Annotated in this window: 14 protein-coding genes; 2 read left to right on the forward strand and 12 right to left on the reverse strand. The window is 55.8% G+C overall.

The window, feature by feature from the left end:
• Window positions 1–261 precede the first annotated feature (261 nt).
• Window positions 262–846, forward strand: coding sequence for a thymidine kinase (locus ACXAGA_RS03720; protein ID WP_475116152.1), 585 nt, complete (start codon window positions 262–264; stop codon window positions 844–846).
• Here the strand turns inward: ACXAGA_RS03720 and ACXAGA_RS03725 are convergent.
• The 9 genes from ACXAGA_RS03725 to ACXAGA_RS03765 form a co-directional block, all read right to left on the reverse strand.
• On the reverse strand, window positions 843–1,784 hold the full coding sequence (locus tag ACXAGA_RS03725; RefSeq protein WP_475116153.1) for a 2-hydroxyacid dehydrogenase: 942 nt from the start codon (window positions 1,782–1,784) through the stop codon (window positions 843–845). The two genes, ACXAGA_RS03720 and ACXAGA_RS03725, sit on opposite strands and share 4 nt — an antisense overlap.
• Window positions 1,781–2,119 (reverse strand): tRNA-binding protein, encoded by a 339-nt coding sequence (locus tag ACXAGA_RS03730; RefSeq protein WP_475116154.1) that lies wholly within the window; start codon window positions 2,117–2,119, stop codon window positions 1,781–1,783. Before ACXAGA_RS03730 ends, ACXAGA_RS03725 begins: the two co-directional genes overlap by 4 nt.
• Window positions 2,112–2,927, reverse strand: coding sequence for a pyrroline-5-carboxylate reductase (gene proC, locus ACXAGA_RS03735; protein WP_475116155.1), 816 nt, complete (start codon window positions 2,925–2,927; stop codon window positions 2,112–2,114). Before proC ends, ACXAGA_RS03730 begins: the two co-directional genes overlap by 8 nt.
• An 89-nt stretch (window positions 2,928–3,016) precedes the next feature.
• Complete coding sequence (locus tag ACXAGA_RS03740; RefSeq protein WP_475116156.1) at window positions 3,017–3,520, reverse strand: type III secretion system chaperone family protein; 504 nt, start codon at window positions 3,518–3,520, stop codon at window positions 3,017–3,019.
• A 219-nt stretch (window positions 3,521–3,739) separates the two neighbouring features.
• Window positions 3,740–5,626: a bifunctional sugar phosphate isomerase/epimerase/4-hydroxyphenylpyruvate dioxygenase family protein gene (locus tag ACXAGA_RS03745; RefSeq protein WP_475116157.1), complete on the reverse strand. Its 1,887-nt coding sequence runs from the start codon at window positions 5,624–5,626 to the stop codon at window positions 3,740–3,742.
• A gap of 104 nt (window positions 5,627–5,730) precedes the next feature.
• Complete coding sequence (locus tag ACXAGA_RS03750) at window positions 5,731–7,527, reverse strand: thiamine pyrophosphate-binding protein (protein WP_475116158.1); 1,797 nt, start codon at window positions 7,525–7,527, stop codon at window positions 5,731–5,733.
• A gap of 2 nt (window positions 7,528–7,529) precedes the next feature.
• Window positions 7,530–8,936 carry an aldehyde dehydrogenase family protein gene (locus tag ACXAGA_RS03755; RefSeq protein ID WP_086451324.1) on the reverse strand — a complete coding sequence of 469 codons (1,407 nt, stop codon included), beginning with the start codon at window positions 8,934–8,936 and terminating at the stop codon, window positions 7,530–7,532.
• Window positions 8,937–8,954: 18 nt separating this feature from the next.
• The gene (locus ACXAGA_RS03760) at window positions 8,955–9,800 is read right to left on the reverse strand and encodes a sugar phosphate isomerase/epimerase family protein (RefSeq protein WP_475116159.1); all 846 of its coding nucleotides are present in this window, start codon (window positions 9,798–9,800) and stop codon (window positions 8,955–8,957) included.
• The gene (locus ACXAGA_RS03765) at window positions 9,797–10,732 is read right to left on the reverse strand and encodes a hydroxymethylglutaryl-CoA lyase (RefSeq protein WP_475116160.1); all 936 of its coding nucleotides are present in this window, start codon (window positions 10,730–10,732) and stop codon (window positions 9,797–9,799) included. The genes ACXAGA_RS03760 and ACXAGA_RS03765 overlap by 4 nt, the downstream gene beginning before the upstream one ends.
• A 108-nt stretch (window positions 10,733–10,840) precedes the next feature.
• On the opposite strand from ACXAGA_RS03765, the gene ACXAGA_RS03770 reads away from it, so the two are divergent.
• Window positions 10,841–11,740, forward strand: a complete 900-nt coding sequence (locus tag ACXAGA_RS03770; protein WP_475116161.1) for a LysR family transcriptional regulator — start codon at window positions 10,841–10,843, stop codon at window positions 11,738–11,740.
• Here the strand turns inward: ACXAGA_RS03770 and ACXAGA_RS03775 are convergent.
• Genes ACXAGA_RS03775 through ACXAGA_RS03785 form a run of 3 tightly spaced genes read right to left on the reverse strand, consistent with a single transcriptional unit; the run spans window position 11,737 to window position 14,376 of the window.
• The gene (locus ACXAGA_RS03775) at window positions 11,737–12,585 is read right to left on the reverse strand and encodes a shikimate dehydrogenase family protein (RefSeq protein WP_475116162.1); all 849 of its coding nucleotides are present in this window, start codon (window positions 12,583–12,585) and stop codon (window positions 11,737–11,739) included. The genes ACXAGA_RS03770 and ACXAGA_RS03775 overlap by 4 nt on opposite strands.
• Window positions 12,586–12,589: 4 nt before the next feature.
• Entirely contained in the window at window positions 12,590–13,885 is a 1,296-nt protein-coding gene (locus tag ACXAGA_RS03780; protein WP_475116163.1) for a TRAP transporter large permease, read from the reverse strand.
• 2 nt (window positions 13,886–13,887) lie between these two features.
• Window positions 13,888–14,376, reverse strand: coding sequence for a TRAP transporter small permease (locus tag ACXAGA_RS03785; RefSeq protein WP_475116164.1), 489 nt, complete (start codon window positions 14,374–14,376; stop codon window positions 13,888–13,890).
• Between the last annotated feature and the right edge of the window lie 23 nt (window positions 14,377–14,399).

A 14,399-nucleotide genomic window follows, 5' to 3' on the forward strand; every position in this document is an offset into this window, starting at 1 on the left:
CCGTCCACTGGGGAAAACCACCTACAGTTTCCCATTAAACAAATATGCAAAGAATGTCATTTAAAACCTACAGTTAAGCGCATACCCCATTGCGTTTTTATTGTGTTTCCGAGTTGCAGCGCGTTTTTTTCGCTGCATTGGCCAGGGATAGTGTCCCCATCCTGCGCGTCGTTTGGCATCCTGCGCCGACCCTCGCACCACCGTCTCTGGCCATTTTTTCTGCACTTGAATTCGGGGCCATAGGCCGATTATTCCTGCGATATGGCAAAGCTGTATTTCAATTTTTCGACGATGAACGCAGGCAAATCTACGATCCTGCTTCAGGCGTCTTACAACTATATCGAACGCGGGATGCAGACCTATTTGCTAACCGCGCAAATGGACGATCGCGCGGGCGAAGGCGTGATTGCCAGCCGCATCGGAATATCGGCTAAGGCCGATACCTATTCCGCAAACGATGATTTGTTTGAAAAAATTCAGGCGCGCCTGAACGCTGGGCCCTGCGCCTGTATTTTCGTCGACGAAGCCCAATTTCTGACGGAAACCCAAGTCTGGCAATTGGCCCGCGCCGTCGATGACCTGAAAGTGCCGGTCATGTGCTATGGGTTGCGCGTTGATTTTCTGGGGCAACTTTTCCCAGGCTCTGCGGCTCTATTGGCCCTAGCCGACGAAATGCGCGAAGTCCGCACCATCTGCCACTGCGGAAAAAAGGCCACGATGGTTATCCGCAAGGACGAAAACGGAAATGTCGTCACCGCAGGCGATCAGGTGTCGATTGGCGGTAACGACCGTTATGTTTCGCTATGCCGCAAACATTGGCGCGAGGCTGTCGGCGACTGCTGTTAATTGACCTTTTGGGGCGGCATTTGGCCTTTGGACCATGCAACGATGTTGTCCAATGCCATCTGGGCCATCGCCTGACGCGTTTCGACCGTTGCGGATCCGATGTGCGGCAACAGAACCGCGTTTTCTAGGTCAATCAGACGCTGGGGCACGTGGGGTTCATTGACGTAAACGTCCAGCCCCGCCGCGCGGATTGTTTTGGCCTCCAACGCGTCGATCAATGCGTCCTCGTCCACGACTTCGCCGCGCGCGATATTGATGAAAATCCCATGTTCGGGCATCGCGGCCAAGGCGTCTTTATCAATCAACTGTCGCGTCTCTGCCCCGCCAGGGACAGTCACCACCACAAAATCGGCGTTCATTGCCTGTTCCAACGTATCGACCTGACGCGCTGGGACGGCAACATCTTTGCGGCTGCGGTTGTAATAGATCACATCCATACCAAAGCCATAGTGGCAACGATGCGCCACGGCCTGACCGATACGCCCCATGCCGATGATCGACACGGTTTTGCCGGTCACTTGGGTGCCCAAACCGACCGCAGGACCGAACCCCTGCCATTGGCCAGCGCGCAGCATCCGTTCACCTTCGCCAGCGCGGCGGGCGGCCATCAACAGCAACGTCAGGCCAGTATCCGCCGTGGCATCGGTCAACACATCAGGGGTGTTTGACACGATCACGCCAGCCTTTGCGGCGGCGTCCGTGTCGATGTGGTTATACCCCACCCCGAAATTCCCCAGCATCTTGCACCGCAGATCGCCATCAAACGCAGCAGCGGAAAAATCATCGGACAAGGTCGCTAAAATCGCGTCGTATTCCATCATGGCAGCGCGGGCTGCGTCCGCCGACAAAGGACCGTTTTCGTTCAACGTCATGTCAAACAGCTGTGCCGCTTGATCCAGAACGGGCTGCGCTAGGGCGCGGGTGATCAACAGTTTCAATGCAGACGGCCTCCTACGGGTACGCCATGATCGGGGCCGACCAGCACGATATCGCCGTTTTCATCGGGCAGCCCCAGAACCAGAACTTCGGACATGAATTTGCCGATTTGGCGGGGCGGGAAATTGACCACAGCCATCACCTGTTTCCCTATCAGCATGTCAGGGTCATAGTGTTTCGTCACCTGCGCCGAGGTCCGTTTTTCCCCAATCTCATCGCCAAAATCGATCCACATTTTGATCGCTGGCTTTCGCGCCTCGGGATAGGGTTCGGCGCGCACAACGCGGCCGACCCGTACATCCACCTTTAGGAAATCGTCGAAATCAATCTCAGCCATTCGACAATTCCTGATCGCGCTGAACGGCGGCCTGAACCGCGCGGTCCATCAACACTGGGAACCCATCGGTTTCGTTCATCAGCACCTTTAGCGCCTCGAACGTCACGCCATTCGGGGACGTCACGTTGATCCGCAACTGCGTTGGGCTGTCGTCTGCGTCTTCGGCCAATTGTCCTGCGCCGCCCACGGTTGCCTTGGCCAACTGCATGGCCAATTCAGGGGCTAGGCCCGCCTTTTCGCCCGCAGCTGCCATCGCTTCGATCAGGTGGAACACATAGGCAGGGCCGCAGCCGGAAATCGCTGTGACCGCGCTCATCTGGGATTCAGATTCCAGTCGAACGACCTGACCGATGGCTTGTAGCAGGTTGTCCGCCAGATCCATCATATCCGCCGACGCCTGCGCATTGCCGACAATCGCCGTCACACCGCGCCCGATGGCGGCAGGCGTGTTGGGCATAGCGCGGATGATCGGCGTTTCAGCGCCCAGCATGGTTTCATAGGTGCCAATGGTGATGCCCGCAGCAACCGACAGAAACACAGTGTCGCCATTGCCATACGACCGCAGGGTCGGCAGCGCATCAGCCATCATTTGGGGTTTCACGGCGACCAAAACGATCGCAGGGCTATCAGGCAGAACCGCGTTGATGTTCACGCCCTGCTGGGTCAACCAATCGCTGGGATGGGGATCATTCACCCAGACCGACGTTGCCGGCAGCCCAGACCGCAACCAACCGGCCAGCATCGCCGATCCCATTTTCCCGCATCCCAGCAAAACCAGCCCGCGACGGGCCACATCATCCATATTCATGGCAATCCCCATAGTCATTTGCCCAATTGGTAGGACGCGGGGAATAGGACTGCAAGCGGGCAGGCAGGTTTCCCGCCCAGCTGTTTGATTTAGGCGGTGCCGTAAGCTTCGCTCATGGCGATGTCCATCGCCTCTTTGGGAGTGCGTTCGGCCCAAGTGACCAATTGGAACGCAGGATAGAACCGTTCGCTGTTCACCACAGCCGACCCAATGATCGTATCAATCTGTTCAGGCGATGCGATTTGATCGCCGGTCAGAACCAGACCATAGCGATACACCATCAACTGCTGTTCGCCCCACCACGTGAAATTACCTGACCAGCATTGATCATTCGCGCGGCTCAGCGCCTCGTACAGGTGCGGGATGCGGTGTTCAGGTGGTTCCATTTCAAAGCTGCAGATCAACCGCAGTGTCTGATCATAAGCCGACCACGCCAAGGTGATCGAATAGGTGCGCCAAAGGCCTTCGACTTGCATCGCAATCTGATCGTCCGCGATACGGTCGAATTCCCATTCATGGAAATTTGCTAGATTTTCAACGACATCAATCGGGTGAATATCGCCGTTGTCGAAATACTGCTCTGTCAGTGCCATTTGCTCGGCCTCATGCGCTGTAGCGTTCGGCGATTGGCAGCGACCGAAACGCTAGTTGCGTTTTGCAGAGGCCCCAAAATCACGTCCGCCTCTACCAACCATGGTGATTCGGAAGTGATTCGGTGTAAAGCAAAATATTGGGGATAACCCAAACTCTAGGGAAATATCCTGTGCACAACCACTATATAGGCGACGAATTTAGGCATTCGTTAACGATTCTTACATCGTCGGGATGCTAATATCCCGCGCCAGACGTTTCAGCGCTGCGGTCCGATAGGGCGCATTTGGCGCGCCGTAGCCGCCGTATTTGCCTGTCCGCTGCACGATTTCAAAGAAGAAACCGTTGCCATAGGGTTTCGAATACATCTGGAAATATCCGCCCTGTTCGTCTTCGTCATACATGATGTTGAACTGTTTCAGACGGTCCATCGTCGCGTCATCCAAAACGCCACGCGCGTCCAGATCTGCATAGTAGTTTTCGAAAATCGGCAAAGGTTCGAACCCGTTGTCCGACAGCGCCTGCGCAGTTGCAAAGATATCATCCGTGCCAAACGCGACGTGCTGGACCGAACTGCCAAAGCTGTCGGCCAAGAAACGCCCAGCAAAGGTACGGTGGGTATCCACGCCGTTCATGGTCAGACGGAACGCGCCATCTGATGACTGCAGCGCGCGCGAATGCACCACGCCGCCAGGGTCCGCGACGTCAGTGATCGGCGTGCGGTCCAGATCAAAGATGGTGGAATAGAACAGGGTCCAGGTCAGCAGCTCTTCGTGTTTCATCGACTCGGCCAGATGGTCGATGCGGGTCAGACCTGCACCTTTGGTATCGGCGTTTAGTTGGGTGAACTCTGCCTCCCAGACTTTGCCCAGTTCGGCGCCGTGGTCCAGCAGGTGCAGAACGCTGCCGCCCACGCCGCGCACGGCTGGGATATCCAATTCCCCTGCCCCGCGCCGCTGCGAAAACAGGTTTGCGCCCAAAGCGTTCGCGCGGGTTTTCGCGGCCTGTGCATCATCCACCAGCAGGCCCACATCACAAACGCAGGTGCCGTGGGTCACATAGGCGGAATAGGCATAGCCTTCTTGTTCGGTATTGATGACGATGTTGATATCGCCCTGACGGTACAGGTTAACGTTTTTGCTGATGTGCTGCCCCGCATGGGCAAAGCCCAAGGTGGTCAGCATACCGCCCAGCACTTTCGCCTCTGCCTCGTCTGCGGCGAATTCAACGAATTCGACACCCTTTAGCGCGACAGGCGCAGGCATGTCAGGCAGATCGACGGTCAATTCCTGCCCCGTGCGGCGCAGCGCATCCATCGACGCGATCAACGACCGCTGACCGTCATTGGCGATGATCCGCGGGTTCCCGCCGCGGAATTGGTCGTTCAAAATCTCTAGGCTCAGCGGGCCGTTATACCCTGTGTCCATCACAGCGCCCAAGAACGATACGATGTCCAGATCGCCTTCGCCCGGCATAGACCGGAAATGGCGGGACAGATATTCCAGATCCATGTCGATATTCGGCGCGTCCGACAGTTGGACGTGGAACACTTTGTCACCGGGAATACGGCGGATGCTGTCCACGTCGTGACCTGCGGCCAGCGTGTGGAAACTGTCCAGAATGATACCGACGTTCGGGTGATCAGCGCGGCGCACGACCTCCCATGCGTCTAGGTGCGATGACACATAGGTGCCCCACGAACGGGCCTCGTAGCCGATGCGCACACCGCGTTTTGCCGCCAGTTCGCCCAGTTCGGCGAAATCCGCCGCCAGACGATCCACACCGCCCAACGCCTTTGGATGGGTCGAGGACGAAATGAGCAGCAGATCGGTGCCCAATTCCTGCAACAGATCGAATTTGCGTTCAACGCGATCAAACGCCTTTTGGCGCAGGCCGTCGGGCATGCCTTCGAAATCGCGGACGGGTTGGAATAGATCGATGGTCAAACCGAATTCTTTGGCCAGTTCGCCGACCTGACGAGGCGATCCGTCAAAGGTGATGATGTCCTGTTCGAAAATTTCGATGCCGTCGAACCCCGCGTTAGAAATCGCGGTCAGCTTTTCGATCAGGTCGCCGGAAATGGACACAGTCGCAATCGAAGTTTTCATCGTCTCACCTTTAAAATGCCGCGCGGCGCGCAGTTCAGAGCATACTCTAGCACCTGCCAAAGTCACCCCGAATTGCACGCCGCAACGTTGTTTTTAGACCGAAATTAGTCGGTCGATACGTGGCCTACGCCGCCTTCTGGCGAATAGATATCCAAGATGTTCCAGTGGCCCGAAGTTGGGGTCGGGTTGTTGATCATCGCGATATCGATCACGGTTGGTTTGCGCGATGCGATCGCTGCTTCTAGGGCTGGTTTGAATTCAGCCGCCGATGCAGGGCGAACGCCGACACAGCCATAGGCACGTGCGATTGCCGCATAGTCTGGGGTCTGCTCCAGTACTTCATCCGCCTTGTTAAAGGTGGTGCCGTAGGTCAGATCGTAGTGCGCTTTTTGCAGACCTGCGATGGTGCCGAATGCGTTGTTGTTCATAACAACCCAGATGACAGGCAGGTTTTCAGCCGCAGCCGTTGCCAGTACCGCAGGGTTCTGACCAAAGCCGCCATCGCCAACCAGCGAAATGACAACGCGATCAGGTGCTGCAACCTGTGCACCGACAGCCGCACCAGGACCAAAGCCCATGGTCGCAAAACCGCCCGGGATCAGGATCGAACCTGGTTCAAAGATGTCGAACTGCTGCGCCACACCGTTTTTGTTCCAACCCACGTCCGAGGTCAGATAGGCGTTGCGAGGCATCGCTTCGCGCAGGTCAGCCAGAATACGTTCTGGCATCATCGGGAATGCGTCCGATTTCTGCATTTCAGTGTTCTTGGATTTGAACTCTGCACGGAAATCAGCAATCGCCTGAACCAGCTCTGGGCGCTGAACGCCTTCTGGTTTCATTTCTTTGGCAACGCGGTTCAGAACCTTTAGCGCGGCTTTCAGATCAGCAACGGCACCGATTTCAACTGGGTAGTTGCGGCCAATCTCTTGGCTTTCGATGTCGATGTGGATCAGTTTGGTCGCGCCTTCGCCGATGTTGAACGTGTATTCAGGATACCAAGACGAACAGTCAGCTTCTTTGAAACGCGAACCCAGACCGATGATCCAGTCAGCGTTCAGGGTCTGTTGGTTGGTGAACGAAGTTCCCCAGAAACCAGTCATGCCCAGAACCAGCGGGTGGTCATCAGGCACGCAACCTTTGCCCATCAGCGAATGCGCAACAGGCAGTTGCAGGTGGTCAACGAACTCTTTCAATTCGTCCCATGCACGTGCCAGCGCAACGCCGCCGCCTGCGTAGATCACTGGGCGTTCTGCATCCAGCAGAGCCTGAATGATTTCGCGCGCGGTTTCGTCATCGATCGATGGTTTCTTCAGCGCTTTGGTGTTGGCGTTCTGCTTTTCCCACAGGGTGTTTTCAACCTGAGCCGAGAAGTAATCCATCGGCACGTTGACCAGAACCGGACCCGGCTGACCGCTTTCGGCCAATTGGAACGCTTTTTCCATAATTTCTGGCAGCAGTTCAGGGGTATCCACACGCCATGCACGTTTCACGAACGGGCGGTAGATTTCGTACTGCGAACCGTCGGCGTGCAGGTTCACCTCTTGGTGGGGGTGTTTACCGTAGTAGTACGACGGAATGTCACCTGCGATCACGACCATTGGGATACAGTCCAGCGCCGCGTTCGCAACACCGGTTGCCGCGTTGGTCAGACCAGGCGACAGGTGCGACAGGACGACCGACGCTTTGCCGGTGACACGTGCGTAACCGTCTGCTGCGTGCGACGAAATTTGTTCGTGGCGAACGTTGACGAAGTCGATGGACGACTCCGCCAGCGCCGACAGAACAGCGATGTTTGTGTGACCACACAGGCCGAAGATATGTTCGACGCCGCGGCCCTCTAGGTAACGGCACAGCTGATTTGCAATCAGGTCCTTACCTGGCTCGATGTTCTTGGTAACCATTCTTACATCACCTCTGTGTTGTAGAATTCGCCGAACAGCTCTTCGTCGGATGGACGGTCAGCAGGGATCGGACGCGCAACCCAAGTCACGTTCATGTAGTGTTTCAGGTTGACGTTTTCGTTGGTGATGTTGCCACCCCAGATACCGCAACCCAGCGACGATGTCATTGGCATGCCATTTTCGAACGAACCAGCGTTCGCTTTGGACTGAGGCTGACGAACCATAACGCGCGAAACAGGTGCGTTCATTGCGTGTTTGATGATGTTCTCTTCGCTGAACGAATAGATACCACACGAATGGCCTTTGCCTGCTACGTCGTAGATCGCGCGCACTTTGGCCATCGCGTCATCGAAATCAGCCGCTTTGTACAGCGCCATGGTGACAGACAGTTTTTCACCCGAGAATTTGTGCTCTTTTCCGATCTCTTCTTGTTCGACCATGATGAATTTACGGTCTTCTGGGATCTCAAAGCCTGCGAATTCTGCGATTTTCTGCGCAGCGATCGCAACGGTTTCGATGCGGCGGCCGCCTTCTTCGGTCCACAGTGCTTTTTGCAGAAGCTCTTTTTCTTCTGCGTTACACAGGTAACCGCCTTCTTTGATCAGCGCCTCTTTCATCTCGTCGTAGATTTTCGAGTGGATGATCAGGTTGCCGTCTGCCGAACAGCCCGAACCAAAGTCCGAAGTTTTCGAAATGCGGCTGTTCATGGCTGCTTCTGCGATGTCTGCATCTTCGTCGATAACCATGGTCGAGTTACCAGCGCCAACGCCGTAGGCAGGTTTGCCCGACGAATATGCCGCCTGAACCATTGGTTTACCGCCGGTTGCCATCGTCAGGTCACATGCGCCCATCAGATAGTTGGTCAGAGGGATCGATGGGTTTTCAACACACTGGAACAGGTCGCGTGGAGCGCCCAGTTTCGCCAGAGTTTCACGCATAACGCGGACCATTTCGAACGTGGTCTTTTTCGCGCGTGGGTGAGGCGAGAAGATAACAGCGTCTTTACATTTGATTGCGTAGATGCCGGTTACCGGAGGTGTCAGTTCTGGGTTGGTGGTTGGGATCAGCGACGCGATAACGCCTGCTGGTTTCGCGATTTTGGTCAGGCCTTTGACGTCGTCCTGTTCGATAACGCCCACGGATTTACCGCGCAGCGCGTCACGTAGAACGCCCAGGATTTTGAAACGCTTGCCAGCGCGACCAGCACGGTCACCGATGCCGGATTCATCAACGCCCATTTGCGCGATGCGAACAAAGGTTTGTTCGTTGCCGCAGTTCCAGCCCAAAGCCTGCGCCAGACGGTCAACTTGTGCCTGATCGTAGTCTTTGATTTCTTCCATCGCCGCACGTGCACGAACGATCATTTCGTCCGCAATAGCGATTTCTTCTTGTGTAATTTCACGAGCCATTAAGTGGCCTCCTTGGTCTTAAGCGGCTTGCTCAGCGCAGGTGGATTCCTGCGCTGGTTGACTAAAAAAACGTTTGGCGCCCTCCAGGCACCGGCGGGCATGTTCAACAGCGCCCAGTTCGGCCTGACGGGCCAAGTTGGGCAGTTCGATTGCAACATGCGCATGAGGGATTGCCGCCGCGAGGGCAGCAAAATCGATCACGCCTTCGCCCGGATACAGACGGGCATCGCGTGCGATGTGGATCATTTCGTCCTTAGCATAAGCCACGTGATCGGTGTCACAAACGTGGAAGAAATTGATCCATTTATCAGGAACGGACAGCAGCTCTTCGGCGGTGCCGCCGTTGAAATGGTGATATAGGGTATCGACCAATACGCCTTGGTTTTCGCATTGCGCGCGGCGCAAAATACCCAACGCATCGTCCAGACAGGTCAGGCGCGAAAACGCAGGGAATTCCAGATTGACGGTGATGCCGTAAGGGCGCGCCACTTCGCAGATACGCTGGAACTGTTCGACAACGAACGATCCGTCGTTGCGCACATCGGTCCATGCCGACGAAATCGCCTGTGTACAGCCCAACTCAGCGCCCGCAGCGAACGCACGTTCGTATTCGCGCGGATCGTGGTCACGCAGAATGCGCGCCAATTCGACGTCAAATGCCTGCAAACCGCGATCAGCCAGCGCTTGTTTGGTGTCGCGCACCATTTTCGGGCTGCATGGATCGCAATCCGGTTCACCTGCAACGCCCATATGGATCAGACGGTAGGAAACCGCGTCGTAACCCGCGTCGGCTGCGCAATGGGTCAGCTCGACAGGGTTCAGACCCGGGCAGGTCAGATATTCCAGTGAAAACAGTCGGCTCATGCGCAGGCTCCTTCGGTTGGAAGTGGATCACCGGGTTGGTTGATATGCCCCATCCGCCCCGGCAGGCGGCGGTCCAGCAGCGTTTCGGCGCGGGCAACGGACGGTTTCAGAGCGCGCCAGTCGATACCCGTTTCCACGCCCATTTCGGACAATGTGAAAACGGCGTCTTCGGTGGCGATATTTCCGGTGGCCTTGGGGACAAATGGACATCCGCCAAGACCACCCAGTGCCGCGTCAAAAATACGAACGCCGGCCTGAAGCCCCGCGATCATATTGGCGATACCCATCCCGCGCGTGTCATGGAGGTGGAGAGAGAGAGACACGTCAGGACGCACGGCATCGCGCACGGCAGAACACAATTCGTAAACAGCCTTCGGATTCGACAGACCCGAAGTATCGGCAATATTGATTTCGTGAACGCCCGCATCCGAATAATCGCGGGCAATATCCAGCACGACCGCCGGATCAATCGCGCCTTCGAAACCGCAGCCCAATGCAGACTGGATACCGGCGCGCACTTGAATACCTTCTTCCAACGCTTTTTCGATGGTGGGCATCATTTTCGTGCGTGCCTCTGCCACCGTGCGGTTCAGGTTTTTCATCGAATGGGTTTCGGACGCCGACACCGACATCGACAGGTGTTTGACGCCGACGGCCATCGCACGATCCAGACCCGCTTTGTTCAGGATCAGGGCTGTGTAGGTCACACCATCGGTTGGCGTAATCCGCGTAAACAGTTCATCGGTGTCCGCCATTGTCGGCACCCATTTGGGGTGAACAAAGCTACCGACCTGAATGCGTTTGACGCCTGCGTTTTCCAGATCCGCGATGAACGACAGTTTTTCGTCGATGGAAAAAATGCGTTTTTCGTTCTGCAATCCGTCGCGCAGAAATTCGTCTTCGATCAAGACGTCGCCGGTGATGTGATACATGATTCCTCCGTCGCGCTCTTGCGCTGTGGCCAAAGTTTTACCAGTCGCAAAAAAGAATATCGAATATCGAAATTTACATTTGGGAAAACCTAATGTTAATTTCTGAACATGCTGACATTACGCCAAATCGAAGTCATCCGCGCCATCATGATTGCAGGCACCGTGAAAGGGGCCGCAGACCTGTTAGGCGTGTCCGCCCCGGGCATCAGCCGCGTGATGAAACACACCGAAAGCCAACTGGGCCTTAGCCTGTTTTCCCGCACCCACGGACGCTACACCCCAACCGAAGAGGCGCGCGATATTTTCAGCCAGATTTCAGAGGTTTATAACTCTGTCGATAATTTGCAGGAGCTGATTTCGTCGCTCAAAGTTGGCGATGGTCGGACCGTTGGATTTGCCGCCGTGCCGTCGATTGCGCACCACGTTTTTCCCGCCGCCGTCAAATCTGTTCGCAGCGATTTTCCGAACCTAAAACTGCGCCTGAACACCCTAAAAATCGAAGAAGCCATCGACTATTTGCTGCTGCAACGCGGGGAAATGGTCGCGCTGTCCTACAAACTGGATCACCCGGGGCTTTTGATGGTGCCGCTGTATCGCGGAACGCTCAAGGCGCTGGTGCCGTCTGATCATCCGCTTGCCGCAAAAGACACGATTTCGGTGCACGATCTGGCCCGCGAACCCATGATCGGAATTGAATCAGACGACCCGTATGGCCGCATTTTGATGGAGCCATTCTTTGCGGAAAACATCGACATCGACCTGTCTATTTCCGTCCGAACCAGTCACACAACAGCCGCGTTGGTCAGTCGGGGATTGGGCGTTGGCGTGACGGATGAATTATCCATCGCAGGCCCGACAATTCACCCCGGACTTGCTGTGCGCCCGATTGCGGAACCAACAGTGTTCCGCACCTATGCCGCGTTTAACGCGCAGGTCCCCCGATCCGCATTTGCGGACCGGATGATGACCTATTTAAAACAAGAAATGGAATCGGTTAAGGCGCCTTAGGCGACTTGATCGTCGGGCGTTTCCAACAGACGCGTGCGCAATGTGTCGTGGTCGTCCAAATGTACACCGGTAAAGATTTCATAGGCATCGACGCCTTGGAAATAGTACAGCTCGTAGCCCGACATCACTTCGGTGCCAGCGGCTTCGGCTTGGCCGACGAATGGGGTGTAGACAGGGGTATAAACCGCGTCGAACGCCCATTTCGCAGGTGGAAACTGGCCTTCGGGCACTGGCGATCCGCCATAGCCGACCATGCCCAGCGGTGTGCAGTTAATCACGCCGTCCGCCGTCGCCAAATCATCCATCGACCCAACGCGTGCTTTGCTGACACCTTTGGTGCTCGCGTTCACGGCGTCGGCCAATTCTTGAGCCTTCGCTTCGTCGCGTTCGATGAAAATGATTTCTTCGGCTTTCAGGCGTTTCAGGCCAAAGGCAACAGCCTTGCCCACGCCGCCCGCGCCAAACATCACAACGCGGCCCGGATTCATATCTCCGAACTGGTTACGATAGCCCTGCACAAAACCGGTGAAATCCGTATTGTATCCCTTTGGGCCTTCGGGTGTGAAAACGACTGTGTTTACCGCGCCGATACGCGCGACGTCCTGATCTTCGATGATCAGTTTTTCGACAACGCGTTCTTTGTACGGCAAGGTGACGTTCACACCAGCAAAGCCGTTCGATTTGGCGTGTTCAAACACCGCGTCGAAATCCATATCCATATCTTTTGGGATCAGGCGATCGTACGACACATCCAGACCCGTCATCTGACCGCACAGGCGGTGCAGAATTGGCGCGCGGGATGCTTTGATATTGTCGCCGATCAGGCCCAATTGGATTTTGGTCATTGTCTTATCCGTCGTAGCCGAACATGCGCGGCAGGAACAAAGTGATAGATGGGAAGAACACCATCGCCGCCAGTGCCAAGACCAGAATGAACAGGAATGGTAGAACTTCGCGGATGATCTGGTTCAGCGGGATCTGGGTCACAGCGTTGATCACGAACAACAAGATGCCATAAGGCGGCGTGATCAGGCCGATCATACAGTTCACCACAACAACCACGCCAAAGTGTACCAGATCGATACCCAGTTCGCGGCAGGTCGGAATGAACAGCGGCACAATCACCAGAATGATCGTCGTCGCATCCAGCAGACAGCCCAGAACAAGGATCAGCAGGTTCACACCAATCAGGAACATGATCGGCGAAACTTCCATCTCGGCCATATAGGCGGACAGCATCGCAGGGATGTTTTCGGACGCTACGATGTAGTTCAGGATCAGCGCGCCGCCGATAACAATACCAACTGAAGCGGACGAACGTGCGCTGTCGACCAGAATGTTCCAGATCGTTTTCACGGTCAGCTGGCGATAGAACACACCCGCAAGAACCAGAGCGTATGCAGCAGCAACCGCAGCAGCCTCGGTCGGGGTGGTGACGCCGCCGTAGATACCGTACAGCAGGATCGCGGGCATCAGCAGGGCTGGGAACGCTTTGAACGTGACGGCTGGCAGGTCGCGCATTGGCACAGGGGTTTCAGTTGCGAAACCACGGCGGTGCGCCATCCAGAAATTCATGCCCATCAGAACGCCGCCCATCAGCAGGCCAGGTCCGATACCACCCAAGAACAGGTAGCCAATCGATGCGTTCGACACCAGCGCGTACAGAACCATAGGGATCGACGGCGGAATGATCGGGCCGATAGTGGCCGATGCCGCCGTGATCGCCGCAGCATAGCCTGCAGGGAAACGGCCATCTTTGCGCATCATATCAATGATGATTTTACCGATACCTGCCGCGTCAGCCACAGCCGAACCGGACATACCCGAAAAGATCAGGGACGCCATGACGTTCACGTGGCCCAAGCCGCCTTTGAAACGGCCAACGGTCGCGATGCAGAAATTCAGCAGGCGGTCGGAAATCGACCCAGCGTTCATGATGTTTGCGGCCACGATAAACAGCGGCACAGCAAGCAAAAGGAAGCTTTGGTAAATACCATCAACCAGGCTTTTGTGAATGGTGCCGACGCTACCACCAGATGCAACGACATAGGTCATCGACGCAATGATGATCGAATATGCGATCGGAACACCGATCCCCGCTAGGAAAAACAGGGATCCGAGCAGAATAAGAATCTCAAAGCTCATGCTTAGGTATCCTCGGGCTGGACAAGCAGTTCTTTGTCCGCGCCGTTGCGGATCACGTCATAGGCGCGCCACAGATAGCGCAGGCCCACGACAGCCAAGAACAAGAAGTAAATTGAATAGATCGGCAGCATTTTAACCGGAAGGGTCGCCGACGATTTGATGCGAAGCAGGCGCATTTTGCCATAGGTCGGATCAATCGCGTACCAAAGGGCACCGCAGATGATCAACGCACCGATAATGGCGAATGCACTGCGCAGTTTCGGGTTCACGCCGTTGTAGATGATGTCGAATGTGACGTGGTCACGATCACGCACAATGAATGCGTTCGACCAGAAAATCACCCACAGCCACATGACCATGATGAATTCTACGGTCCAGCCGAAATCGGTCGCGTCGACAACGTGGCCTAGGTTCGCGGTGAACCAGTCAGACCCAACGATATAACGCACTGCGATTTGCAGCAGGAAAGTCAGGAAAATGGCGGCCATCATTAGCGCCGCCACTCCCTCTGTCA

The sequence above is a fragment of the Marivivens sp. ABH4_498 genome (assembly GCF_056160585.1).